A 25323-nucleotide genomic window follows, 5' to 3' on the forward strand; every position below is an offset into this window, starting at 1 on the left:
ATCCTCGGGTCTGGACAAGCCGGCGACGATGCCGCACCATTCGTCATAAGAGTATGTCAAATGGCGCCGCGCAAGTCCCTGTTGCGGGATTGCCGCGAAGCCCTGGCGGGATCGCGACTCTATGACACCGAAGATGGCTTCATCGTCTGGCGAAACGCGTGCCGTGCGCAAGGGCTTCGTCGAGGTGGACGGGCGGCTTGTCCATTATCGGTACGCCGGAAATGGCCCGGCGGTCGTCATGCTGCATGATTCGCCGCGCTCCTCCCGCCTCCATCGCGAGACGATGGCGCGGCTGGCGGATCACTACCGCGTCTATGCGCTCGACACGCCGGGCTATGGGGCCTCGTCGCCGCTGGATGCCGGGCGGCCCACCATCGCGATGTTCTCGGCAGCGCTCGGCCGTACGCTGGAGGCGATGGGGCTGGCCTCGGCGCCGCTGTACGCCACGCATACCAGCGCCAAGATCGCGCTCGACCATGCGGCGCGTTCGGGCAACCCGCCGCGCCTGATCCTCGATGGCCTGTCGATCCCGGCCGGTCCGCCCGACGTGCCGTTCATCGAGGCCTATATGCGCCCGTTCCGCCTGGACGACGCCGGTGGCTATCTGGCGACCGAGTGGACGCGGATGCGCGACATGCTGCGCTGGTTCCCGTGGTTCACGCCGACGCCGGCCGCGCGCATGCCGATCGCCGGGCAAGGCGATGCGTGGATCGCCGATTACGTCCTCGACCTCCTCTCGGCCGGGCCGCACTATTCGTCCGCCTATGCCGCCGCGATGTATTACGATCCGATGCCGGCGCTGCGCACCGTCCGCTGCCCCACCGTGGTCGCGGCGCGGGCGGACGATGTTCTCTTCGCCTCGCTGGAGCGCGTGCCTGCGCACGACAACGACGCGCTGACGGTGATGCGCCTGCCCGCCGACGGCACGGCCTGGCTGGAATGGCTCGTCGGGATGTTCGCGGAGGCGCCGGTCCTGCCCGAGCCGCCGGACGCGAAGGATGCGGCGGCGGTTTATACGACGCTTCCGCACGGGCAGATGCTCGTTCGCCGCGCCGGCCATGGCCTGCAGCCCCTCCTCATTCTGGACGCACCGACGACGCTGCACGCGCGGCAGTGGCAGGACGCGCTCGGCGACCGGCCGACGCTGGTGCCGGACCTGCCCGGCTACGGCGGTTCCGGTCCGCTGCCCGTGGCCTCGATCGAGGCAGCGGCCGATGCGCTGGCCGCGATGATCGATGCGCTCGGGCTGGACCGGGTCGATGTGCTGGGCCTCGGCTTCGCGACGCCGCTCGCGGCAGCGTTCGCCGCGCGACAGGGAGACCGGGTGGGGCGTGTCGTCCTCGACGGCTGCTTCGCGGTGGACGATGCGGAGCGGGACGCCTTTGCCGCCGCACTGTGCCCCGATCCCGGCTTCGATCGGGCCGGCGGGCATCTCCATCGGATCTGGCACATGCTGCGCGACGGGGAGGCGCAATGGCCGTGGTTCGACGGGGCACCATCCGCGCAGCGAACGCTCGACCCCCTCCTCTCGGCGGCGGCGCTGCACCCTGCGCTGGTCGCCATCCTCGAACAGCCCGCGCACTACGGCGACATCGCGCGGGCCGCCGTGCAATGCCCGGCCGCAGCGCGTTACGCGGTGTTCGCGCCGCCGGCGCTGATCCTCGATCATCCGGACGATCCGGCGTACCGCGCTGCGGGAACGGTCGCGGCGCTGCTGCCGGACGCGCGGCTGGCGACACGCGCCGCGCATGTCGCGGACACATGCGCGATCGTCTGCACCTTCCTCGACGATGCCGTGCCCCACCCGGCCGGAGCCTCCCGCACGGTGGAGAACGCGATATGACGGCTGCCGTTCAACTGGCCGCGCCCGAAACGGCATCCGACTGGCCCCCGCGACGCTACGCCTGGTACGTCGTCGCGTGCCTGACGCTGGCCTATGCGCTGGCGATCCTCGACCGGGTGTCGATTGGGCTGCTCATCACGCCGCTTCAGGCCGCGCTCAAGATCAACGATACGCAATTCGGCCTGTTGCAGGGGATGGCGTTCAGCATCTGCTACTCCGTCCTCGGCCTGCCACTGGGCATGCTGTGCGATCGCTCGCATCGTGTCTCGGTGCTGATCGGCGGGCTCGTCCTCTGGAGCCTGGCGACGATCGGCTGTTCGTTCGCCACCACCTTCCACGGCCTGTTCGTCGCGCGGATGCTGGTGGGCGTCGGCGAGGCGGCGCTCGTGCCCGTCGCGACCTCGCTGATCGCCGACTATTTCACGCCGCTCGTAAGGCCCAAGGCGTATGGCATCTTCGTGACGGGCAGTTCGCTCGGCACCACGGCCGCCTTCGCGCTCTCCGGCCTGTTCCTCAGCTGGGCGGACCGACTGATCGCCACGATGCCCGTATTTCACGGGATGGCGCCGTGGCAGGTCGTGTTCGTGCTGTGCGGGGCGCCGGGCCTCATCCTGGCGGCGGTCATCATGGTCTCGGTGCGCGAACCGCGCCGGCACGGGGTTGCGTCCGTGGTGCGGGGGTTCAGCCTGCGGCCGATCATCGCGCTCTTCCGCGCCCGGCCGCTGGCGTTCGGCGCGCTGATGATCGGCACCGTCCTCAACCTGGTGTGCGTGTACGCGATCATCGGCTGGTTCCCGGCGCTGTTCATCCGCGCGCACGGGTGGACCCCGGCACAGACGGGCTATGCGCTCGGCGCGGTGGGCATGCCGATCAGCATCTTCGCGGCGGTGAACAGCGGCTGGGTGATCGCATGGCTCACGCGGCGCGGGCATCGCGACGCGCCGCTGATCGCCGCGATCGTCTGCGGCATCTCGATGGCCACGTTCGGTACGTTGGGCTGTCTCGTGCCGTCGGGCGCGCTCGCGCTTGCCTGCTACGGAATCAACGCCCTGTTCGTGAACTGGAACATCTCGGCGGTCTATTCGGGCATTTCGCTGATTACGCCGAACGAGATGCGCGGGCAGGTGATGGCGCTGCACACGATCTGCTCCGGCCTGATCGCGCTGACGGCGGGGAATTTCATCGTCGGCTTCCTCTCCGACACCATCTTCAGGACGCCGGCGGGCATCGCCTACGCCCTCGGCCTCGTCTTCCTCGTCTTCGGGCTTGCCGCCGCCATCGTCCTCGCCTCCGGGCGCAGGGCGTTTCGCGGCGCGGTCCAGGCGCACAGCGAAAGGGTAACCGCATGATCGAGCAGGCATTGGCGCACGCGGACGAACGCGAGGTGCTGGGCGAACGGCTCCACGAGATCCTCGGCGCGGAGGGCCTGCTGCGCGACGAGGAAAGCCGCCGGCTCCATTCCGCCGACCTGTTCGGCGCGGGCGGGCTGGTCGCGGCGGTCATCCGGCCGGCCTCGATCGCGGAACTGAGCGCCGCCGCCGCCGAGATCGCGCGCGCCGGGCTGGTCCTGCTGCCGCGCGGCGGCGGGCTGACCTACGTTCAGGGCTATGTGTCGGCCGAGGCGGGGGCGGTCGCGGTCGACATGCGCCGGATGAACCGCATCCTCGATATCGACGCACAGGACATGCTCGTCACCGTCGAGGCGGGCGTCACGTGGATGCAGATATACGAGGCGCTGAAGCCGCTCGGCCTGCGGCTGCCCTTCTTCGGCACTTTCTCCGGTCGTGGCGCGACGGTGGGCGGCGGGCTGTCCAACGGGGCGCTGTTCCTCGGCACGGCGCGATACGGCACCTCGGCGGAGATCGTGCTGGGCATGCAGGTGGTGCTGGCGGACGGCTCGATCCTCCACACCGGGCAGACCGCGATCGGCACCGCCAAGAAGTCGTTCACACGCACCTTCGGCCCCGACACCACCGGCCTGTTCACGCATGATGCGGGCGCGCTGGGGATCAAGGGCGTCGTCACGCTCCGCATGATCCGCGCGCCCGCCTTCACCGATTATCTCTCGTTCGGCTTTCAGGACCGGGATGTCGCGGTCGAGACCCTGTGCGAGATCGGCCGGTCGGAACTGGCCGAGGACTGCTACATGATGGACCCGGACAAGACCCGTCAGGCGCTTTCCCAGCCCGGTGATTTCATCCGGGACGCCAAGACGCTGATGAAGGTCGTCTCGCAGGAGAAGGGGCTGCTGCGCGGATTCAGGGCCGGCGCGCAACTGGCGATGGCGGGGCGGGATTTCGTCGAGGCCGGTTGCCATTCGCTCCACATGGTGCTGGCGGGGCGGACGCGCGAGGCGGTCGAGGGCGACATGGCGCTTGCCCGTGCAATCGTGGCGAAGGCGGGCGGCAAGGAATTGCCCAACTCGATCCCCAGGGCGGGGCGGGCCGATCCGTACTCGCCGCTCGATGCGGTGCTCGGCGCCACGGGTGATCGCTGGATCGCGCTCAACGCCAAGGTGGCGCACAGCGAGGCAAAGGCGCTGGTCGATGCGGTGGAGGAGCTGATCGCACGGCATCAGGCGGCGCTCGATGCCAGCGGCGTCGTCGTGTCGCGGCTGCTGACGGTGATCGGCAACCACGTCTTCAGCTACGAGCCGGTCTTCAACTGGCATGACAGCTGGCTGCCGATCCACCACGCATCGGTAAGCGCTGGGATGAAGGCGCGGGTGCCGGAGCCGGCGGCCGATACCGACGCGCGGGCCGTCGTGATGCAGGTGCGCACGGCGATCGTCGCGCTGTTCGCCGAGATGGGCGCGCAATCGAACCAGATCGGCCGTACCTATCGCTACGCCGACATCATGCGCCCCGAATCGCGCGCGTTGCTGGCCGGGATCAAGCGGCTGGTGGACCCGGACAACCGCGTCAATCCCGGTGCGCTCGGGCTGGGGCGCTGACGATGGCGCGCCCCTATATCGAGTTCGTCCAGACCCAGAACGTCGAGTGGGCGGTCCAGCCGGACGGCACGGAGGTCAAGCGCCTCAACGTCGATCCGGTCGAGGGCGAGGAGACGTACATCATCCGCTATCCGGCGGGGTTCGACGGCCCCGATCGCGGGCCGGAGGATCGCGCCGAGGAATATCTGGTGCTCGACGGCAGCATCGTGGTCGCCGGGCGCGAGCAGCGTTTCCATTGCTACGGCTTCATCCCGCGCGGCGAGAGCGCCGGCCCCCGCCGCACGCGCGAGGGCGCGACGTTGCTCGTCTTCCGGTACGGCCGGCACGATCCGAACAGCGCGACGGGCAACACCGAAGCGCTCGCGCTCGATCCCGCGACGATGGCGTGGGACATGACGCCCAGCGTGGCGCACATCGCGCACCTTCGCCTCGCGCGAAAGGTGCTGCGGCTCGGCCCGAACGACAGCTCGCGCACCTTCCTGTTGATCGGGCTGCCGCACGGTGTGCCCGCGCAGAAGGAGATGCCGGCGGAGATCCACGATCATTTCGAGGAGATGTTCATGCTGCAGGGGCAGATGTGGACGCCCGAGGGGTTGATCCGGCCCGGCGCCTATTTCTACCGCCCGCCCGAGATCGTCCACGGCCCGCACGTCTCGGAGGCGGGGTTCTTCCAGATCATGCGCGCCGGCGCAAACTATGTGCGCACCAAGTGGACGGCGCCGATGCCGCTGCCGATCGGGCAGGGTTACGCACCGAAGATCCCGGCCGGCACGCCCGAAAGCTGGACCCGCGAATGGAGCGGCCCCGCCGCCTACTAAGCGGCTCGACGAAAAAAGGGGCGGCGGTATTGCCACCGCCGCCCCTTTTTTCGTCCGGGTTTCAGACCCGCTTCAGCTCGACCAGTTCGTACCAGGTCATCATGTAACCATCGACGCCGCCCTTCAGGAAGATGGCATCGTCGTCGGCGGTGACCCACACGTTATATTCCGGGTGGCCGCCCGCCATCGAGGCATCGGGATCGGTGAAGACGTAGTGCGAGGCCTCGAACGTGCCGGCCGCCACCGTGATCGTCTCGTCGCCGACATAGGCGAGCATCAGGCTCGTTTCCGCGATGATCGGCGGGGGCGCGCCGCGATGGTCGGGGGAGGGGAGGAACGTGCGGAACTTGCGCGCGTGCGGCCCCTTGGACTTGTCCATCTTCTTGGTGATGTACGCATCGCCCGCGATCGGGTGCGTGCCGAAGCCGTCGAACACCCCGCCGAAGGGGACTTTCTGCGAGACGCGGCCGATCGTCGGCCCGAAGCTCTCGCACTCCACATAGCCGTCGGCGATGCGGAAGATCCCCGCGCCCATGAACTTGTCGCCCACCATCAGCCGCACGTAGCAGTCGGTCGGCATGTCGTCGGCATCGAGGCTGTAGACGATGTCGCGCAGGACGGTGGGATCGGGCTCGTCGATCTCGCACAGCGCGCGCATCGTGCGGCTGCCGTCGGTGTGCTTGGTGAAGGTGAAGATCTCGCGTCCGCGCTCGTGGCCCTCGCGGCCCGGTTTGCGGGAGGTATAGAGGATCTTCCCGCTGATGGTCGTGTGCTTCATCATGCGCTTGGGCTCCGGTTCTTGGGGGTCAGGCGTGGTCGGCAAGGAAGTCGCGGATCGCGGCGGCGCGCCGGTCGGCGAAATCGGGTGCGTCGGAGCGGGGCAGGGCTGCATAGCGGCTGCCGGGTACCACGCCCGCCAGCGCCGCGGTGCCTTCCAGCAGCGGATCGGTTTCGGCCGCCGTCAGCAAGGTCGGGCAGCTAAGGAGCGGTAGGCGCTCGCCCGCGTCCCACTTGAAGGCGGCGCGATAGTTGAGGTGATAGGTCTCGTTCGCCTTCAGCACCTCGACCACCCATGCGTGGATGTCGGCGGCGGAGCCGAGGCCGCTGTCCCGCCGTCCGCCCCGCGTGCGATCGTACCAGGGGAAGAAGAGATACTGGTCGCGGCAGAACTGGAATACCCGTGCCAGATACGCGCCCTCCCGGTCGGCGGGGAACGGGAAGGCGTAGTTGGCGAGGATGTCCTCAAGCTCTTCCGGCGTCATCAGGCTGACGCCGTCCAGTACCACGGCGTTGATCCGCGTGGGCGCCGCGATGGCCAGCTCGGCCGCGATCGCGGCGCCGGTGTGCGAACCATAGAGATCGACCTTGTCCACTTCCATCGCGTCGAGGAAGCGTTCCGCCGCGCCGGCAAGCTCGACGATGGTCGGCTCGCGGTCGACCATCGCCACGCTGTCGCCGTTGCCCGGCGTATCGGGCGCGAGGACGCGGTGGGTCTTCGCGAATTCGCCGATCATCCCGACAAGCTGGCGCGAGCTGCCGGGCGAGGCGTGCAGCATCAGCAGCGGCGGGCCGTCGCCGGCGTGGCGGTAGTGCATCTGGCCGTGGGGCACGTCCGCGAAGCCCCGCTTGATCGTCGTCATGGCTGTCCTTTCCGTGCAGGGGCGCCGCTCAGGCGACGGGTTCGCCCTCGATGATTTCGAGCAGCGCTCCCTCGGGGGTTTTCAAGACGCCGGTGCGGCGGCCGCTGTACAGCGCGCCATCGCGGACGACGGGGGGCGAGGCCCAGTGCCCGTCCAGCCGCGCGAAATCCGGGTGCATCATCGTGACGATCGCGACGCCGGGGGGCAGCGCGCCGGGATGCGCGGCGCGCGGCGTGACCTCGGCCGGATACTGATCGAGTTCGAGGAAGGTCTGGCCCTTCCAGCGCACGATGCAGAGCGGCGTCTTCTCCCCGGCGTCCAGCCCGAAGGCGAGCTGGATCATCGAATAACGGATCGACACCGGCTCCGTCACGTCGAGGCCGAGCACGTCCCTGGTCCAGGCGATCGTCGCGGCGAGATCCGGGCAGGCGAGGACGAGGATGAAGGGCCGGTCCACCAGCGAGGCCGGTACGGGCAGGCCGCTTTCCGGGTCATCCGTCCTGATCTCGGTCAGATAGACGATCTCCTGATCCGGGCCGCGCACCTGCATGGGCTTGACGGTGGGAAAGCCATCGAGCGGCTTGGGCGGGCCGATGACCTCGAAATTCTCGGACGCGATCATGCGTTCGTTGACGATCTCGACATCCTGCACGCAGATTTCGGTCGCCGCCCAGCCGGTCGTCCTGATCGGCCGGTAGCCCGGAACGGGATCGCCCTCGACGAAGCGGAGGAAGACGGGGGTGCCGGACGCGGGCTGCATCACCGCAAAGGCACGGCCCGCGCTGGCGGGGGCCGCCCATGACGCGGCGAGATCCTCGGTGAGGCGGCTTTGCTCGACGACCACGTAGTCCAGTTCCCGCGCGTAACGCGCGACGGCGGCGGCGACGTCGCTCACGACGTGAGTCGCGCATTTCAGAAGCGTCACGCTTGTCCCCTCGCTATCAAAGGCAGTTACCGTACCCGGCCCCTCGCATGACCGCATTTGATATATTCATAATACATATTGCAAGCGTCTTCGTGCCAGCGGGCGATCAATTTTCGAGATAGACCCAAGGGCGTGCCTGCGCGTCGGCGGCGCGGAAGGCGGTGATCCGCGCCTGCCCCTTGCGCGTCAGCTCGATCGCGTCGAGGCCTTCCATCAGCATCAGGCGCGGTTCGTCCTCCAACGCGAACGACCAGCGCTGCCCCGCCGCCGATACCGTCATGGTTTCGAGATCGACGGCGATGCGGGCACCCTCGGTGGCAAGCCCCGCGAGTATGTCGCAGACATCGTCGGGGAGCACGACCGGCGCCACGCCGTTGCGAACGCAATTGCCCTGAAAGATCGGGCTGAACGAGGAGGCGATGACGACGCGGAAGCCATATTCGGCGAGCGCCCAGACCGCATGCTCGCGGCTCGACCCGCAGCCGAAGTTCGCGCCCGTCACGAGAATCTCGGCCTCTGCGAAACGCGGATCGTTGAGCACGAACGCCGGATCGGGTTCCCGCCCGCTCGACCCGCGATAGCGCCAGCCGGCGAACAGGCCGCCGGACAGCCCCGTCTTCGACACCGATTTCATCTCGCGCGAGGGGATGATCGCATCGGTGTCGATATTGTCGCGCATCAGCGGTGCGGCGATGGCGTCGACCCTGACGAGCGGCGTCATGGCAGTGGCTCCAGCCGCCGCGGGTCCGCGATCGCGCCCGCGATCGCCGGGGCGGCGACCGTTTCCGGCGATGCGATATGGGTGCGCGTGCCCGGCCCCTGCCGGCTCTCGAAATTGCGATTGGTGGAACTGACGACGCGCTGCTGCGCGCCGAAGCTTTCACCGCCCGCATAGAAGCACATCGAACAGCCGGCTTCCCGCCACTCGAACCCGGCGTCGCGGAAAATGACGTCCAGCCCTTCGGCCTCGGCGTCCCGCTTCACCTGGGTGGAGCCGGGCACGCAGATCGCGCGTACGCCCGGCGCCACCTTGCGTCCTTTCAGGATGGCGGCGGCACGGCGCAGATCGGAGACGCGGCTGTTCGTGCAGGAGCCGATGAACGCGGCATTCACCGGCAGCCCTTCGAGGCGGTCGCCCGGCGTCACGTCCATATAGGCAATGGCGCGATCATAGTCGGCGCGGCCGGTCGTGCCGTCCAGCGACTCGAACGCCGGGACTGTCGCATCGAGCGGCATCCCGTGCTGCGGGCTGGTGCCCCATGTAATCATCGGCGCCACCTCGGCCGCGTCGAAACGATGCTCCACCGCGAACGGCGCGGCGTCCTCGGTGGCGAGCGTCCGCCAGTGCGCCACCGCCGTGTCCCACATCTCCCCCTCGGGGGCGTAGGGGCGGCCTGCGAGATAAGCGAAGGTCGTCTCGTCGGGGGCGATGATGGCGCCGAACGCGGCGAGCTCCGTCGCCATGTTGCACAGCGTCATGCGCGCTTCCATGTCGAGCGCCCGCACCGCCGCGCCCGCGAACTCGACGATATGCCGCTTCGCGCCGCCCGAACCGAGCCGGCGGATGATGTGGAGCGCCAGATCCTTGGCGGTGACGCCCGTGCCGAGCCGCCCGTCGATCGTGATGCGCATGTCGTGCGGGCGTTCGACCCGCAGCGTCATCGTCGCCAGCGCATGTTCCGCCTCGGTCGAGCCGATGCCCCATGCGATGGCGCCGAACGCGCCCTGCGTGCAGGTGTGGCTGTCCGGGCAGGCGAGCGTAAGGCCGGGGAGGACGATGCCCTGCTCGGGCGAGATGACGTGCACGATCCCCTGCCGGGGATCGTGCAGATCGAACAACGTGATGCCGTGCTTCAGCGCCCCCTCGCGCATCGCGGTCAGGAACGCCTTGCCCGTCGGCATCAGCGTGTCGTCGCTGCGGCCGGGAAAGGTATCGACGATGTGATCCATCGTCGCGAACACCTGCGCCGGCGCGGCGACCGTGCGACCGGCATCGTCCAGGCTCCTGAGCGCCACGCCGCCCGTGCGCTCGTGCAGGAGGAGCCGGTCGACCGCGAGAAGGTCCGTCTCGCCGTCCAGCGCGGCGACGACGTGCGTCTCCCAGATCGCGCCCGCCAGCGTGCGGGGCGGCCGGGGCGCATCACTGGCGACCGGCGTCATGATGCGCGCTTGTGCTCTGGCGTGCGGGACGCGGAAGCGGTCGCGTTCGCCATGATCGTCCTGCTTTGCAGCAGCCCGGCGACTTCGGCATCGGTGAAGCCGAAATCGCGCAGCACCGCCTCGCTGTCGCCGCCGGGATGGGGCAGATCGTGGCGCACGCCGGGGATCGCGCCGTTGATCTCCAGCGGCAGCGCGGGGAGGCGGATGGGCCGCCCGTCGTTCAGCGTCAGGTCGAGCAGCCCGCCGTTCGCATTGAGGTGCGGATCGTCGAACAGGTCTTCGGGCCGGGCGATCGGGGCGAAGGCGACCCCGGCTGCCTCCAGCCGGACGAGCAGGTCCGCGCGGCTGGATGCCGCCATGATCCTGCGGACCACCGGCACGATCACGTCACGTGCCTGCACGCGCTCATTGTTCGTGGCGAGGCGCGGATCGTTGCCGATCGGTCCGAGATCGAACGCCTTGATGAAGTTCTGCCACTGGCCGTCGCTCACCACGCCGACGAACAGCAGCTCGGCGGGATCGGCGGTCTCGAACACGTCGTAGATCGCCCAGGCGGAGATCCGCTCGGGCATGGGGCGCGCGGCCTGGCCGGTCACCGCCATCTGCGCCATGTGCTGGCCCACCATGAAGGCGGTCGTCTCGAACAGCGACGCGCGCACCATCGCGCCCTCGCCATCGTGCGTGCGGGCGAGCAGCGCGGCGAGGATGCCGATCGCGCCGAACATGCCGCCGGCGATGTCGATGACGGAGGCGCCCGCGCGCAGCGGCCGGCCGGTGGGGCCGGTCATGTAGGCCAGCCCGCCCATCATCTGCGCGACTTCGTCGAGCGCGGAGCGATGCTCGTAGGGGCCGGTCAGGAACCCCTTGGTCGAGCAGTAGACGAGGCCCGGATTACTCGTCCTGAAGGCATCCGGGCCGAGACCCAGCTTCTCCAGCGCGCCCGGGCGGAAATTCTCCACCACCACGTCCGCGCCGTTGACGAGGCGGATCGCCACGGCGAGCCCTTCGGCGCTTTTCAGGTCGAGGCAGATGCTGCGCTTGTTGCGGTTGAACATCGGGAAATAGCCCGATCCCGAACCCAGCAGGCGGCGCGTATGGTCGCCCCCGACCGGCTCCACCTTGACGACATCGGCGCCCAGATCCCCGAGAATGGTGCCAGTCGACGGCCCCATGACCATGTGGCTGAACTCGACAACCCTGATCCCCTCGAGGGGTAGTTTCCCCGCTCTCTGCACCAAAAGTCCGCTCCCGCGATCTCGACAAACCCGTTTCAATTGATATATAGACAATACAAATCGGATCAAGGTAGGAATGTCGCTCATGGACGTTTTGATCAGCGAGGTCGGTCCGCGCGACGGGTTGCAGAGCATCGCGGCGACCATGCCGACCGATGCCAAGAAGGCATGGATCGACGGTGCCGTGGCGGCCGGCGTCAGCGAGATCGAGGTGGGCAGTTTCGTGCCGCCCAAACTTCTGCCGCAGCTCGCCGACACGGCCGAGATCGTCGCTTATGCCCGGGGACTGCCGGGGCTGACGGTGGCCGTGCTCGTCCCCAACGCACGCGGCGCGGCGGATGCGCTGGCGGCGGGCGCGCACAAGATCACGCTGCCGCTGTCGTGCAGCGAATCCCACAGTCTCGCTAACCTGCGGAAGACGCACGCGCAGGTGCTGGAGGAGGCGCGGCAGATCGCCGGCATGATCCGCGCGCTGCCGGCAGAACGCCGCCCGCATTTCGAGGGCAGCCTCTCCACGGCATTCGGCTGCACGATCGAGGGGGAGGTGCCCCGCGCCAAGGTGGTCGCGCTGGCCGAGGCGCTGATGGCGGCGGGCTGCGACGAGGTGGGTCTGGCCGACACGACCGGCTATGCCGACCCGGTCTCCGTCAAGGCGATGATCGCCGCGCTCTGGGCGGCGCTGGGGCGTGAGGCGCTGACCGGCATCCATCTCCACAACACCCGCGGCCTCGGCCTCGCCAACGTGCTGGCCGCCTACGACGCGGGGCTGACCACCTTCGACAGTTCGCTCGGTGGCCTTGGCGGATGCCCGTTCGCGCCGGGGGCAAGCGGCAACATCGTGACCGAGGATCTCGTCTTCATGTTCGAGGCGATGGGCGTGCGGACCGGCATCGACCTGGAACGGCTGTTCGACGTGCGGGAGCGCGTCGCGGCGGCGCTCGGCGACGAACCGCTCTATGGATTTTCGCCGCTTGCGGGGCTGCCGCTGGGCTTCAGGCCGGCCACGGCCCGGAATACGATCATGGAAGGAGAACCGGCGTGACGATCATCGGGACGAAGATGGTGTGCGACGACAAGACCGCCCGCCAGTTGTTCGAGGAGACGATCGCGAAGCCGAATCGCGTCAAGTTCGGCTTCGGCAAAAAGCTCGCGATCGTGAACGTCGATTTCCAGTGCGCGTACACGCGGATCGACGAGTTCGCGACGGCCTATGAAACCGATCCCCGCCAGATCGAGCATACCAATACCATCTCGAACCTCGCGCGTGCCAAGGGGATGCCGGTCGTCTGGACGCATGTCGCCTACGCCGAGGACGGATCGGATTGCGGGATATGGGGCACGCGGACGGACACGCCGGATTCGTTGCAGAACATCAAGTACGGCAGCCGTCGATACGCGTTCGACGAGCGCTGCGAGATCGATCCGACGGACACGATCTACACCAAGCGGATGCCGTCCGCCTTCTTCGAGACGCCGCTCCAGTCACTGCTCGTCTTCCACGGCGTCGATACGGTGGTGGTGACGGGCGGCTCCACCTCCGGTTGCGTGCGCGCGACGGCGGTGGACTCGCTGTCGCGCGGTTACCGCACCATCGTCCCGATCGAGACGTGCGCGGACAAGCATGAGAGCTTCCACTTCGCGAACCTCACCGACCTTGCGATCAAATATGCCGATGTCGAACCCGTTCAGGTCGTGATCGACTGGCTGGAGGCGCAGTGATGCGCGAGGGCGAAGCCGATCCCGGCCTGTACGATTACCTGCCCTATCGCGACCGGCCGAAGATCGCGTGGCCGGACGGCAAGACGGTGGCCGTGTGGGTGTCGCCCAACCTCGAGTTCTACGAACTCGATCCGCCCGCCAACCCGCATCGCAAGAGCTGGCCAAAGCCCCACCCGGACGTTGTCGGCTATTCGCACCGCGACTACGCCAACCGCGTCGGCCACTGGCGCATGGCCGAGATGATGGAGGAGCACGGCTTCAAGGGCTCGGTCTCGCTGTCGGTCGCCCTTTGCCAGCATGTGCCCGAGGTGGTGGAGAACGCCAACCGGCTCGGCTGGGAGTTCTTCTCGCACGGGATCTACAACACTCGCTACAGCTACGGCATGGACGAGGCGCAGGAGCGGCTCATCATCGAGGATTCGATCCGGACGGTGCGCGAGGCGACCGGCCAGACGATCAGGGGATGGCTCGCCCCGGCGCTGACGCACACGCCGCGCACGCTCGATCTCATCGCCGAATATGGCATGACCTATACCTGCGACCTGTACCATGACGACCAGCCGATGCCGGTCGCGACCCGCAGCGGGCAGCTCATCTCGATGCCGTACAGCCTCGAGGTGAACGACCACTACGGCTTCTTCATCTACAACATGAGCCCGCGCGAATATGCGCAGACGCTGATCCGGCAATATGACCGTCTGGCGGACGAGGGCGCTCAATCCGGTACGGTGATGTGCATCCCGCTGCACAGCTACCTGATCGGGCAGCCGCATCGCATCGGCGCATTCGAGGAGGTGTTGCGGCACATCGCGGCGGACGGGCGCGCGTGGATCACCCGGTCGGGCGACATCGCGGACCATTATCTCGCCCAGCGCGGAGCCGTGGCATGACCCTCGATCCCGCCTATCTCGATTATGCCCATCGCCGCGAGGGCATGGATCACGACCTCTACCCCTGGTCGAACCTGTTCTCACGCCCGCCGCTGGCGTGGCCGAACGGTGAGAAGGTGCTGAGCTGGATCGTGATCGACCTCGAATGGTTTCCGATCACGCCCGATGCCAAGCCGTTCCTCGCGCCGGGGCACATGCAGACGGCCTACCCGGATTACCGCCACTATACGTCGCGCGACTATGGCAACCGGGTCGGCATCTACCGATTGCTCGACGCGCTGGACAAGGCAGGCGCGAAGGCGAGCGTCGCGATGAACAGCGCGATCGCCGATCGCTATCCCGCGCTGGTGCGCGATATCGTCCTGGCCGGGCACGAGATCATCGCCCACGCCACCGACATGAACGCCACCATCGCGACGGGCGTGGCCGAGGCAGACGAACGGGAGATGATCGCCGCCAGCCTTGCGGGCCTGACCCGGACGACGGGTGCGGCCCCCCGGGGCTGGCTCTCGATCGCCCGCTCGCAATCGTTCAACACCCCGGCGCTGCTGGCCGAGGCGGGCATCGCTTATTGCTGCGACTGGGTGAACGACGACCTGCCGTACCGGATGACGACCTCCAACGGGCCGATCCTCAACCTGCCGCTCAACCACGAACTGTCCGATCGCCAGATCCTCAACGTGCAGCAGCAATCGATGGCGAGCTATTGCGAACAGATCCGCGACGCGTTCGACTGGCTGGCGCGGGAGGCGGAAACGTCGGGCGGCGGGCGGATGCTCGCGCTGAACGTCACGCCGTACATCACCGGCCTGCCGTACCGCATGGCGGAGTTCGAGGCGTTGCTGATGTGGCTTGCCGGGCAACCCGGCCACGGTTTTGCCACTGGCGCGCAGATCGCGGCGTCGGCCGATGCCCAGCTTGGCTGATCGCATGGCGCGGACCCTGTACGGAAAACTGTGGGACACCCATGTCGTCGCGGAGGCGGACGGCAAGGCGCTGCTCTACATCGACCGCCACCTGCTGCACGAGGTATCGACGCCGCAAAGCTTCGAGGCGCTGCGCGAGGATGGCCTCACCGTGCGTCGCCCCGAGACGCAGCTGGCGGTGGCCGATCACAGCGTTCCCACGCACGATCGGGACAAGCCGATCGACGACCGCCAAGCAGCCGCGCAGGTCGCGCTGCTGGAGCGCAACTGTGCCGCGTTCGGGATCGAGTATCTGCCGCTGGCGGGAAACGATCAGGGGATCGTCCATGTGATCGGGCCGGAACTGGGCTTCACCCTGCCGGGGATCACGCTCGTCTGCGGGGATAGCCACACCAGCACGCACGGCGCGTTCGGCGCGCTCGCATTCGGGATCGGCGCCTCGGAATGCGGCACCGTCATGGCCACGCAGACGCTGTGGCAGGCACGGGCGCGGACGATGCGCGTGACGTTCACCGGGCGGCTTGCGCCGGGGGTGAGCGCCAAGGACATGGCGCTCGCCTTCATCGGCGAAGTCGGTGCGTCGGGGGCGGTCGGCCATGCGGTCGAATATGCCGGCGAGGCGGTGGCGGCGCTCTCGATGGAGGGCCGCATGACCCTGTGCAACATGACGATCGAGGCGGGCGCGCGCACCGGCCTCGTCGCGCCGGACGAGACGACGTTCGCCTACCTGCGGGATCGCCCGCGCGCGCCGCGGGGCGAGCAGTGGGATGCCGCCGTCGCTTTCTGGCGCACGCTCGCCAGCGATGCCGATGCCGCGTTCGATCGCGAGATCGTGATCGCGGCGGACGGCATCGCGCCGCACGTCACCTTCGGGACCAGCCCGGATCAGGTCGTGCCGCTCGGCACGGTGCTGCCGGCCGACGCGCGCTTCGACAGGGCGCTGCATTACATGGACCTCCGGCCGGGTGACGCGATGGAAGGCGTGCCGATCGACCACGCGTTCATCGGCAGCTGCACCAACGGCCGGCTGGAAGATCTGCGCGCGGCGGCGGCGGTCATCCGGGGCAGGCATGTGGCCGACGGGGTGCGCGCGCTCGTCGTGCCCGGCTCGATGCGGGTGAAGGCGGCGGCGGAGGCGGAAGGGCTTGACCGGCTGTTCGTGGCGGCGGGGTTCGAATGGCGCGAGCCGGGCTGCTCGCTGTGCGTCGCGATGAACGACGATCGCCTGCCGCCCGGCGCGCGCTGCGCCTCCACCTCCAACCGCAATTTCGAGGGACGGCAGGGCGCCGGCGCGCGCACGCACCTGATGAGCCCGGCGATGGTCGCCGCCGCCGCGCTGGCGGGCCGCATCGTCGACGTGCGGCAGGTGGCGCGATGAAGCCGCTTTCCACCGTGACCGGGCAGGCCATTTCGCTGCGCGAGGCCGATGTCGATACGGACATCATCTATCCCGCCCGCTTCCTGCTCGTCACCGAGAAGAAGGGGCTGGGCGCCTATGCGTTCGCCGACCGGCGGGCAACTCCGGGATTCCCGATCGGCGAGGACAACGATCGCGGCATCCTGATCGCCGGCCCCAATTTCGGCTGCGGGTCGAGCCGGGAACAGGCGCCCTGGGCGATCGGCGATCTCGGCATCCGCGTCGTCATCGCCGAAAGCTTCGGCGAGATCTTCTACGGCAACTGCTTCCGCAACGGGATGCTGCCGATCCGGCTCGACGCCGCGCAGGTGGCCGCGCTCCACGACGTGGCGGAGGCGGGGGGCACGATCGATGTCGATCTCGCAGCCCGCACCGTTTCCGCAGCCGGCGACGTGCTCCCGTTCGACATCGCCGACGACCGGCGCGAGGCGCTCCTCAACGGCTGGAACGACACGCTTCGCATCCTGGCACTTCATCAAGACGACGTTTCCCGCTTCGAGGCGGCGCAGCGACGCGCCGCCCCCTGGCTCTGGACAGCAAGGATTTAAACATGGCCGATACCCGCCTCCGCGACAGGCTCGCGAGCAAGGACTTCTTCGTCGTTCCCGGTATCCACGACATGATTTCGGCCGTGATCGCCGATCGCGTCGGTTTCGAGATCGTCTATGGCACCGGCTACTGGCTGACCGCCTCCGCCTACGGCCTGCCGGACGCAGGGCTCGTCACCTACACGCAGATGCTCGACCGACACGCGACGATCATGCGGACGAGCAAGGCCGCGCTGATCGCGGATGCCGACACCGGCTTCGGCGGGCTGCTCAACGTGCAGCATACCGTGCGCGGCTATGAGGCGGCGGGCATCTCCGCGATCCAGATCGAGGATCAGGAATTCCCCAAGAAGTGCGGCCACACGCCAGGCCGCCGCGTGGTGCCCATCAAGGACATGGTCCAGAAGATCAGGGTCGCGGCCGAGACGCGCGACGACCTGCTCATCATCGCGCGCACCGATGCGCGCCAGTCCGAGGGGCTGGACAGCGCGCTGCGCCGGCTCGAGGCCTATTCGAAGGCCGGTGCCGACATCCTCTTTCCGGAGGCGATGGAGAGCGAGGAGGAGATGCGGCAGGCCTGCGCCGCCTTCGACAAGCCGGTGATGGCGAACATGGCCAATGGCGGATCGACCCCGATCCTGAAGGGCGACGTGTTGCGCGACATCGGCTACGCCTTTGCCATCTACCCCTCGCTTTCCAGCCTGATCGCCGCCTCCGCGATCGAAACCGCGTTCATCCGGCTGCGCGACGGGGGCGACGGCGAGCCGGCCGACCTGCCCATGTTCGACTTCAAGGAGTTCTGCGGCCTCATCGGCTTTCAGGACGTGTGGGATTTCGAGAAAAAGTGGGCGCTCTGAGAGTCCGTTTGAAAACTTGCGGAAAAGCAAGTTTCGAGGCGGTGCCGCGAAACGCGCCGCGGCGCGTTTCCAAACAGACTCTGACGCCCCTTCGCCCCCCTCTGCCCCGACCGGCCCCCAAGCCGGCATTCGTCTGGACCGGATGACCATGGACATCACCGCCGCCGTTCTCGCGCGCACGGGCGACAATGCGCGCCCCTATGCCGCCAACCGCCCGCTGGAGCTTGCCACGTTGACGCTCGATCCGCCCCGGCCGGGCGAACTGCTCGTGCGGATCGATGCGGCGGGCCTGTGCCATTCGGATCTCTCCGTGGTGAACGGCGATCGGCCGCGCCCGATGCCGATGGCGCTCGGCCATGAGGCGACCGGCATCGTCGAGGCGCTGGGCAGCGCGGACGATACGCAATTCGCGATCGGCGACCGCGTCATCCTCGCCTTTCTGCCTTCCTGCGGGGAGTGCGTGCGCTGCAAGGGCGGCGAGCCGTACATGTGCGCGGCGGGTGCCGCGGCGAACGGGGAAGGGCGGCTGCTGAATGGCGGCCGCCGGCTGCATGACGCGGGTGGGCATGACGTTCACCACCATCTAGGCGTGTCGGCCTTCGCGACGCACGCGGTCGTTGACCGCCGCTCGGCGGTGAGGGTGGACAAGGACATTCCGGCGCACATTGCCGCGCTGTTCGGCTGCGCGGTGCTGACGGGCGCGGGCGCGGTCATCAATTCGGCCGTGGTGCGGCCGGGGGAAAACGTGCTCGTCTATGGGCTGGGCGGCGTCGGTCTGTCGGCGCTGCTCGCCGCGCGCGCCAGCGGCGCGGGGGCGATCGTGGCGGTCGATCCCTCTGCCGAGAAGCGGGCGATCGCAACGGATCTGGGCGCGGTCGCGCTGGACGTGGGCGAGACGGCGCGGCTGGGCGAACTGTTTCCGGCGGGCGGCGCGGATGTGGTCATCGAGACGGTCGGCAAGGCGGCGGTGTTGCAGGCGGCCTATGCGGCGGCACGGCGGGGCGGGCGCATCGTGACGGTGGGCCTGCCCAACCCTGCGGAGGCGTTCACCATCCCGGCCATCTCGCTGGTCGCGGACGGCAAGACGCTGATCGGTTCGTACATGGGGTCGGCCATACCGGCGCGCGATATTCCGCGTTACATCGCCATGTGGCGGGCGGGGCGGCTGCCGGTCGAAACGCTGCTGACCTCGATCAGCCCGCTGTCCGGGATCAACACGCTGCTCGACGGCCTGGCGGACGGGAGCGCGATCCGGCAGGTGATGGTGCCGGACCCCGCCTGAGCGAAAGGTGGCCGCTCCTCAGCGCGCGGATCGGCCGTCGAGGCCGTCGATCCGCGCCTGCAATCGGGTAAGCACCGACGCACGGATCGGCTCCCCCGCGATGAGCTTGCGCCAGGTATTGTAGCTGATGCCGAACTGCTCGGTCAGCGCCGCATCGGTGCGGCGATCCACCATGGCTTGCAGGCGATCGACCAGATCGGGATTGACCGGACGGCAGCCCTTGGACTGCGGCGGCGGGGCCGGGTGGTGCATGATCGCCCTCGTCTCTGTGCGGGCGCGGGGGGAGGACCGCGCCGTCCCCCATTTGATATAAAGACAATACAAATATGGCAAGCGCGAAGCGGGCCGACGTGCGGGAAAACGTCGTCAACCGGCGGGCAGGGCGACCGCGCGTTCGCCCCCCAGCGGGGACGGCGCGCGCCATCCGCCGTAGCGATAGTAGAGCCCGTTGAGGATCATCGAGATCGCGGCGCCGAGCGGGAAGCTCCACCAGAGCGCGTCCACGCCCAGCACCGGCTCCAGCACGAGCGCCGCCCCGATCCGCCCCGGCCCGAACGCGACGAACAGGGCGATCAGCGGCACCACCACCGCGCCGTTCGCCCGCACGACCGACGACATGGCCAGCGTCGATCCCTGCAGGATGAAGCTCCAGCTGGCGAGCAGGTTGAGATGTTGCGCGATGGCGATCGCCCCCGGATCGTGCGGCAGGAAGAAGCGGAGCAGCGGGCCATCGAAAAGCGCGGTGAGGATCACGAGCATGCCGGTCGCCACCGCGTTGATCGCCACGCCGACATAGGCGATGCGATCGACACGGCCCCACGCGCCGGCCCCGATATTCTGCGCGACCATGCCGCTGATCGCCATGCCGATCGCGATCGCCGGCATCTGCACATAGGCCCACAGCTGGTTCGCCGCGCCGAAGGCCGCGATGGTCGCGGTGCCATGCCGGTTGACGAGGCTCATCATCACCAGCGACGAGCCGGCGATCACGAGCATCTGCAAGCCCAGCGGAACTCCCTTGAGGACGAAGACCCGCACGAGCGACGCGCTGGGGCGAAGATAGGCCCATTCCGCCTCGCGCAGCCGAACCGGCCGGTCCCGCGCATAGACCGCGGCGAGCAGGATCGCGATCGTGACGGCGCCGGCCAGCGCCGTCGCCAGTGCCGAACCGGCCGTGCCCATCGCCGGGATCGGCCCGTAGCCCCGGATCAGGATCGGGTTCGCGACGATCTCCACCACGATGCCGGGGAGCATCGCGAGCAGCGGCGTCACTGAATCGCCCGCGCCGCGCACGATCATGGACACGGCGATCGTCATCAGCGTTGCCGGCAGCCCGACGAACATCATGCGCAGGTAAGGCAGCGCGTAGGGCACGATCTGCGCCGGGGTGCCGAGCCAGTCGAGGATGCGCGGCGACAGCATCCAGCCGGCGATGCCGACGCCGATGCTGATCGCCACGAACAGCGTGAAGCCCGATCCGGTCACCCGCCGCGCGCCATCCACGTCGCCGCGTCCGACATGCTGCCCGACCATGACCGACACGGCCGTGCTGAGACCGAACATGACCGAATAGAGCAGGAATATGACGAGGTTGGCGTTGGACGTCGCCGCAAGCCCGATCCCGCCGAGATAATGGCCGACCCAGATCGCATTGATCGATGCGTTCAGCGATTGCAGCGCGTTGGCGCCAAGCACCGGCAGGGCGTATAGCAGGAGCGCGGGAACGACCGGGCCGGAGGTCAGCGCGCTTGGCCCGGATGTCACAGGAACAGTCTCCACGGCATGCACCGGCGGCGGCTTAGACCGTTCGATCGCTGACCGCCAGAATTGACCTACTAATATATCAAATGACGGGCGGGTGTAACCCTCTGACCGGGATGATACGAGGCCGGACCCCCGACCGCTTATCCTGTTGGGCCATTGAGCCTGCCGAAATGGCGTCTCCAAGGAGGGCAGGGTGGCATCGACGTCCTTCGAGACGGGGCTTCGTCTTCGCTCGGTCCCCCTTCAGGATGAGCGGGTCAGCTTTCCGTCACCGGATTCTACGCCGGTGTCGCGATACCCAGATAGGCCGCCAGGCCGACGAGCACCCAGATGGTGATGACGGACACGCGCGCCCGGTTGTTGACCTGCCTGATCGTGGCGTCGGTCTCGGCCGTCGGCCCGGTGGCGGTCATCTCGCGGATCGCGCCGAACAGGGGAACAAGCTGGCGCCGCACGACCAGCCCGAGCGCGACGCAACCGGCCAGCAGGCACAGCTTCACCGCGATGAAGAAGGGCATCTCCCGCAGGCCGGCCAGTCCCGCGATCCCCGCAAGCCCGAACGCCGTCACGCACAGATAGCGGATCGCCAGATCGAGCTTCCTGATCGCGCCACCGCCGCCATGCTGGAGGTGGACGGCCCATGCAAGCGCGAGCCAGCCCACGAACAGCACCGCCATGAGGGCGGGGATGAGGCCGGACACATCGACCCACCCCTTCGCCCATGCGAGCGCCAGCCCGGTCGGATACGCCAGGATCAGGGTGGTGCGCGGCGCCATGTCGATGTTGTTCAGGATCTTCACGGCCATCATCCGCTCCGCCACGGAGCGTTTGGGATCAGTCATGAAGCCGGACGTATAGAAGGCACCGAGATCACCGCCCAGCCAGTAGACGAACACCAGCACATGCAGCAGGGTAAGCAAAGCAACGACCACGATCCAAACCCTTTTCGGTCATCTCGAACGGGTCGTTCTGGTCGTGTCGCCGGACCGGCGTCAATTTGAGTAATGGCCGGTTAGAGGAACAGTCCCTCGGCCCGGGCGCTTTCGGCCAGCCCGTCGCGAAAATCCGGGTGGGCGATGGCGATGAGCGCGCGCGCCCGTTCCGCCGTCGATTTACCTTTCAGTTCGGCATGGCCGTATTCGGTGACGACAATGTGGGTATCGGTGCGCGGCGTCGTCACCGGGCCGCTCAGCCTCGCCACGATGCGCGACACCGTGCCGCCCGCCGCGGTGGAGTGGCAGGCGATGATCGACTTGCCGCCCGGCGAGGCATAGGCGCCGCGCACGAAATCGAGCTGTCCGCCCGTGGCGCTATACTGGCGGCCGTTGCGATATTCGGAATTGCACGCGCCCTGCAGATCGACCTCCAGCGTCGCATTCACCGACACGACGTTGGCGTTGCGCGCGATGACCGCCGGGTCGTTCACATGATCGACGGGATGGGCCTCGACAGCCTCGTTGTCGTTCAGAAAGTCGTAGAGTGCCGCATCGCCCAGCGCGAAGGTGAAGATCGACCGGCCGGCATGGATCTGCTTGCGGCTGTTATCGACGACGCCCGACCGGATGAGCCTGACCAGGCCGCTGGTCATCATCTCGGTATGGATGCCCAGGTGGCGATGGTAGCGGAGCGCCGCGCATACCGCATCGGGCAGCGCGCCGATGCCCATCTGGAGGCAGGCGCCATCTGCCACCAGCCCGGCGATGATCCGGCCGATCGCATCGTCGGCCGGGGAGCCTTGCGCGGTGGCAAGCTCGAACAGCGGCACCTCGTTCTCGACGAGCGCCGCGACCTGCGAGATGTGGATCATGCTGTCCCCGCGAACATGCGGCATGCGGGGATTGACCTCGAGGATCACCCGCACCCCGGGTTTGCGCGAGACGGCGAGCGAATAATCGACGCTCGTGCCGAGGCTGAAATTGCCGTCCGCATCCATCGGCGAGACGGTGGCGAGCAGTGTGTCGACCCCGATATGCTCGCGCATGGCGCGCGGCACCTGGCTGAAGTTGGACGGCAGCACGCTGGTGACGGGGAGTCGCTGCGCGACGCGCACCGCATCGAGCGCGCGTTCGACGCTCCCGTGAAAGAAGCTCATGGGCGTCACATGCTCTCTCAGCGCGAAATCGAGTACGCTCCTGCCGGCGCTCGGCATCGACAGAAGATAGTAAAGGGAGAGATCGCGGACCCCGCCCGCGCGCACCCGTTCCGCCAGGGCGGCAAGTATGGCGGGCGGGGCGCCAGCACCCAGGGCCATGGTCGCCTTCGCACCGGATGGAATGAGAGCGGCCGCCTCCGCGGCGTTCACCAGCCGATCGCGATAGTGTCCGATGTGAGGGGATCGTGTCACGGCAGGCCCTCTCCTGTGCCTCTGATCCGGGGTCGCTTATCGCCTCGAGCGATCAGCGCCTGAAGTTTGGTGCTACCCCCTATCGGACGGAGTTCCAAGGCAGCTCCAATGTGCCCGACGCCGAGGCTACCGTGGACACACGAAGCGTGGATCGAGGACGGCGCCGCTTTCCTTCCTGTCCCGAAAGCCGAAGACCCCAGGCGCGGACGCAAACCTCGCCGCTTCCCACAGCTGCCTGCCCCGGAGGGCGCTTTATCTCTACATTCGGGGAAAAATGGTGCTGCCGGTGAGGATTGAACTCACGACCTCTGCCTTGCCAAGGCTTGAGATGATAATAATCGTAGTGTTTTAGACTTCATCTCACTTCATCGTTCGCCATTATGTCACTGAAAATCAGCGACTAAAGTTCATCGCACATCATCTTAGCTGACCGCACTCAACATCAGCCTGATGACCCGGCGATGACCATTCCGGTCTGCCAGAATTGGGAGATCGAAGTGACCCTCCATGCTCCAAAGCGGCGCGACAAGACCACCGCACGCATCAACAAGTCAACCGTGGACGGCATGGTCCCGCCGGCAGCCGGCACGCGGAGCGTACTTTGGGACACGGAGTTGAAATGCTTCGGGGTGCGGATCACAGCCAACGGGGTCCGCACCTATGTGCTGCGCTACCGCATGGGGGGCGCCGACACGCCACAGCGAATGCTGACGATCGGACGGCACGGATCGCCCTGGACCGCGGAACTCGCCCGCAAGCGAGCGGTCGAGCTCCTGTCGCAGGTGCGTCTAGGCACGGACAACGTGGCCGCGCGCGACGCCGCCAAGGCAACCGCCGTCGCCGACGTGGCTGCCCGGGCCGACCGCATGTTCGCCGCCTTCGCCGACATCTGGATAAAGGAGCATGTACAGCGCGACAGGTTGCGCAGCGAGACGGACATCAAGGGAGTCGTAGAGCGCGACCTAAAGCCTGCGCTCACCAGCAAAACGATCGACGAGATCACGAAGGCGGATGTCACCGCCATTCTGAACGCGATTGGCGACCGAAGCGAGGCGGCGGCGAACAAGGCGCACAAGTGGCTCCGGGCGATGTACAACTGGATGATCGAGAAAGGACATATCGACCGCTCGCCGCTCCACCGCATGGGGCGACCCTACAAGGAGGGAGAGCGCACCCGGGTCCTACGCCTGGGTGAACTTGTCGTTCTATGGGTAGCGCTAGAGGCAGTCGCGGAGCCCTTCCGCCTGCCGCGCCGGTATCCAATCTTGCAGCGCCCACTCTCGTGGAGGCACCTCCAAGCCCTCCCAAGCGCTGATGTCGATCAGGGGCAGCATCGCTGCCGGCGGGTTCGCAGCCGCGCCTGTGAGCGCCCGCAGATCGTCTGCGGAGCCATCCCAATCCATGATGTCACCCTTAGTGGGCAGCCCCGGAAGGTCGAGGATATGCGCGTCGCCGCCAGCCAACCTTATATCGTGCAGCGCACGTTCGGCGAAAGCACGGCCCGCCTTCATCCGGATCGCCGGGACGGTCCACAGCGCTGCGCTCAGGTCGATTTCCGCCCACGTGGCGCCCAGCACTTCACCAGAGCGCGCCGCTGTCAGAATCGCAAACTCCAGCGCACGCGCCGCCGTCGCCTCCCGGTCCCGCAGATCGGCCATGAAGGCAGGAACCTCAACATAAGGCAACGCCGCATGGTGGCCGCGCGAAAGCCGCTGCCGCTTGGGTAAGAGCTGGTCGAGGTGGCCACGCCACCGTGCCGGGTTCTCGCCGGATCGCAGGCCTTTGGCTTTAGCAGAGTCTAGTACGTTCTCAATTCGGCCGCGCAGGCGCTCCGCTGTCTCGGGCGTGCGCTGCCAGAGCGGTTGCAGCACTTCCAGAACGTCGCGGGTCGCGATCGTCTCGACCATCCGTGCGCGGATCGGAGCCGCATATTTCGTCAGGGTCATGGTCCATTGTGCCGCATGCTTTGCGTTGCGCCATGATGGACGCATGGCTTCCATGT

General features: G+C 67.8%; 23 protein-coding genes and 1 pseudogene. 13 read left to right on the plus strand and 11 right to left on the minus strand.

The genetic code is table 11. The features are described from left to right. Positions 1 to 133: 133 nt before the first annotated feature. From FOY91_RS03935 to FOY91_RS03950, 4 genes are read left to right on the plus strand one after another with little or no spacing between them, the layout of a single operon-like run. Entirely contained in the window at positions 134 to 1843 is a 1710-nt protein-coding gene (locus FOY91_RS03935; protein WP_162527127.1) for an alpha/beta fold hydrolase, read from the plus strand. After that, positions 1840 to 3192 (plus strand): MFS transporter, encoded by a 1353-nt coding sequence (locus FOY91_RS03940; RefSeq protein ID WP_145148362.1) that lies wholly within the window; start codon positions 1840 to 1842, stop codon positions 3190 to 3192. The genes FOY91_RS03935 and FOY91_RS03940 overlap by 4 nt, the downstream gene beginning before the upstream one ends. Then, on the plus strand, positions 3189 to 4796 hold the full coding sequence (locus FOY91_RS03945; protein ID WP_145148364.1) for an FAD-binding oxidoreductase: 1608 nt from the start codon (positions 3189 to 3191) through the stop codon (positions 4794 to 4796). Before FOY91_RS03940 ends, FOY91_RS03945 begins: the two co-directional genes overlap by 4 nt. 2 nt (positions 4797 to 4798) lie before the next feature. After that, positions 4799 to 5614, plus strand: coding sequence for a cupin domain-containing protein (locus tag FOY91_RS03950; protein ID WP_145148366.1), 816 nt, complete (start codon positions 4799 to 4801; stop codon positions 5612 to 5614). Between the two features lie 61 nt (positions 5615 to 5675). Here FOY91_RS03950 and FOY91_RS03955 read toward each other — a convergent pair whose 3' ends face one another. The 6 genes from FOY91_RS03955 to FOY91_RS03980 all read right to left on the minus strand — a co-directional run bounded on the left by FOY91_RS03955 (position 5676) and on the right by FOY91_RS03980 (position 11574). Next, positions 5676 to 6395: a hypothetical protein gene (locus FOY91_RS03955; RefSeq protein ID WP_238995228.1), complete on the minus strand. Its 720-nt coding sequence runs from the start codon at positions 6393 to 6395 to the stop codon at positions 5676 to 5678. 25 nt (positions 6396 to 6420) lie between these two features. Continuing rightward, positions 6421 to 7254, minus strand: coding sequence for an alpha/beta fold hydrolase (locus tag FOY91_RS03960; RefSeq protein ID WP_145148368.1), 834 nt, complete (start codon positions 7252 to 7254; stop codon positions 6421 to 6423). Positions 7255 to 7282: 28 nt separating this feature from the next. Continuing rightward, positions 7283 to 8179: a VOC family protein gene (locus FOY91_RS03965; protein WP_145148370.1), complete on the minus strand. Its 897-nt coding sequence runs from the start codon at positions 8177 to 8179 to the stop codon at positions 7283 to 7285. Between the two features lie 106 nt (positions 8180 to 8285). Further along, entirely contained in the window at positions 8286 to 8900 is a 615-nt protein-coding gene (gene leuD / locus FOY91_RS03970) for a 3-isopropylmalate dehydratase small subunit (protein ID WP_145148372.1), read from the minus strand. Beyond that, positions 8897 to 10339 carry a 3-isopropylmalate dehydratase large subunit gene (locus FOY91_RS03975; RefSeq protein ID WP_145148374.1) on the minus strand — a complete coding sequence of 481 codons (1443 nt, stop codon included), beginning with the start codon at positions 10337 to 10339 and terminating at the stop codon, positions 8897 to 8899. Before FOY91_RS03975 ends, leuD (FOY91_RS03970) begins: the two co-directional genes overlap by 4 nt. Next, complete coding sequence (locus FOY91_RS03980) at positions 10336 to 11574, minus strand: CaiB/BaiF CoA transferase family protein (RefSeq protein ID WP_338062066.1); 1239 nt, start codon at positions 11572 to 11574, stop codon at positions 10336 to 10338. Before FOY91_RS03980 ends, FOY91_RS03975 begins: the two co-directional genes overlap by 4 nt. Before the next feature lie 85 nt (positions 11575 to 11659). On the opposite strand from FOY91_RS03980, the gene FOY91_RS03985 reads away from it, so the two are divergent. The 8 genes from FOY91_RS03985 (at position 11660) to FOY91_RS04020 (ending at position 19213) form a co-directional block, all read left to right on the plus strand. Further along, positions 11660 to 12616, plus strand: a complete 957-nt coding sequence (locus FOY91_RS03985) for a hydroxymethylglutaryl-CoA lyase (protein WP_203234486.1) — start codon at positions 11660 to 11662, stop codon at positions 12614 to 12616. Next, positions 12613 to 13293 (plus strand): isochorismatase family protein, encoded by a 681-nt coding sequence (locus tag FOY91_RS03990; protein ID WP_203234487.1) that lies wholly within the window; start codon positions 12613 to 12615, stop codon positions 13291 to 13293. The genes FOY91_RS03985 and FOY91_RS03990 overlap by 4 nt, the downstream gene beginning before the upstream one ends. Next, entirely contained in the window at positions 13293 to 14183 is an 891-nt protein-coding gene (locus tag FOY91_RS03995) for a polysaccharide deacetylase family protein (protein ID WP_145148380.1), read from the plus strand. Before FOY91_RS03990 ends, FOY91_RS03995 begins: the two co-directional genes overlap by 1 nt. Then, positions 14180 to 15109, plus strand: a complete 930-nt coding sequence (locus tag FOY91_RS04000) for a polysaccharide deacetylase family protein (RefSeq protein WP_145148382.1) — start codon at positions 14180 to 14182, stop codon at positions 15107 to 15109. The genes FOY91_RS03995 and FOY91_RS04000 overlap by 4 nt, the downstream gene beginning before the upstream one ends. A gap of 4 nt (positions 15110 to 15113) precedes the next feature. Next, the gene (gene leuC, locus FOY91_RS04005) at positions 15114 to 16487 is read left to right on the plus strand and encodes a 3-isopropylmalate dehydratase large subunit (protein WP_145148384.1); all 1374 of its coding nucleotides are present in this window, start codon (positions 15114 to 15116) and stop codon (positions 16485 to 16487) included. Beyond that, positions 16484 to 17074: a 3-isopropylmalate dehydratase small subunit gene (leuD, locus tag FOY91_RS04010; protein WP_145148386.1), complete on the plus strand. Its 591-nt coding sequence runs from the start codon at positions 16484 to 16486 to the stop codon at positions 17072 to 17074. The genes leuC and leuD (FOY91_RS04010) overlap by 4 nt, the downstream gene beginning before the upstream one ends. Before the next feature lie 2 nt (positions 17075 to 17076). Further along, the gene (locus FOY91_RS04015) at positions 17077 to 17931 is read left to right on the plus strand and encodes an isocitrate lyase/PEP mutase family protein (protein WP_145148388.1); all 855 of its coding nucleotides are present in this window, start codon (positions 17077 to 17079) and stop codon (positions 17929 to 17931) included. A gap of 148 nt (positions 17932 to 18079) precedes the next feature. Further along, positions 18080 to 19213, plus strand: coding sequence for a zinc-binding dehydrogenase (locus FOY91_RS04020; RefSeq protein ID WP_238995230.1), 1134 nt, complete (start codon positions 18080 to 18082; stop codon positions 19211 to 19213). Positions 19214 to 19231: 18 nt separating this feature from the next. Here FOY91_RS04020 and FOY91_RS04025 read toward each other — a convergent pair whose 3' ends face one another. From FOY91_RS04025 to FOY91_RS04040, 4 genes are all read right to left on the minus strand, one after another. Then, complete coding sequence (locus tag FOY91_RS04025) at positions 19232 to 19465, minus strand: hypothetical protein (RefSeq protein ID WP_145148392.1); 234 nt, start codon at positions 19463 to 19465, stop codon at positions 19232 to 19234. 114 nt (positions 19466 to 19579) lie between these two features. Further along, the gene (locus FOY91_RS04030) at positions 19580 to 20977 is read right to left on the minus strand and encodes an MATE family efflux transporter (RefSeq protein WP_162527128.1); all 1398 of its coding nucleotides are present in this window, start codon (positions 20975 to 20977) and stop codon (positions 19580 to 19582) included. A 278-nt stretch (positions 20978 to 21255) separates the two neighbouring features. Further along, positions 21256 to 21909 (minus strand): hypothetical protein, encoded by a 654-nt coding sequence (locus tag FOY91_RS04035; protein ID WP_145148396.1) that lies wholly within the window; start codon positions 21907 to 21909, stop codon positions 21256 to 21258. Between the two features lie 80 nt (positions 21910 to 21989). Next, positions 21990 to 23228: an acetyl-CoA hydrolase/transferase family protein gene (locus FOY91_RS04040; protein ID WP_145148398.1), complete on the minus strand. Its 1239-nt coding sequence runs from the start codon at positions 23226 to 23228 to the stop codon at positions 21990 to 21992. A gap of 554 nt (positions 23229 to 23782) precedes the next feature. On the opposite strand from FOY91_RS04040, the gene FOY91_RS04045 reads away from it, so the two are divergent. Then, positions 23783 to 25048, plus strand: coding sequence for an Arm DNA-binding domain-containing protein (locus tag FOY91_RS04045; protein ID WP_145148400.1), 1266 nt, complete (start codon positions 23783 to 23785; stop codon positions 25046 to 25048). Positions 25049 to 25072: 24 nt separating this feature from the next. Here FOY91_RS04045 and FOY91_RS22750 read toward each other — a convergent pair. Continuing rightward, positions 25073 to 25321, minus strand: a pseudogene (locus FOY91_RS22750) (phage integrase central domain-containing protein); the annotation flags it as partial. Between the last annotated feature and the right edge of the window lie 2 nt (positions 25322 to 25323).

The sequence above is a fragment of the Alterirhizorhabdus solaris genome, assembly GCF_007785815.1.
Classification (GTDB): domain Bacteria; phylum Pseudomonadota; class Alphaproteobacteria; order Sphingomonadales; family Sphingomonadaceae; genus Alterirhizorhabdus; species Alterirhizorhabdus solaris.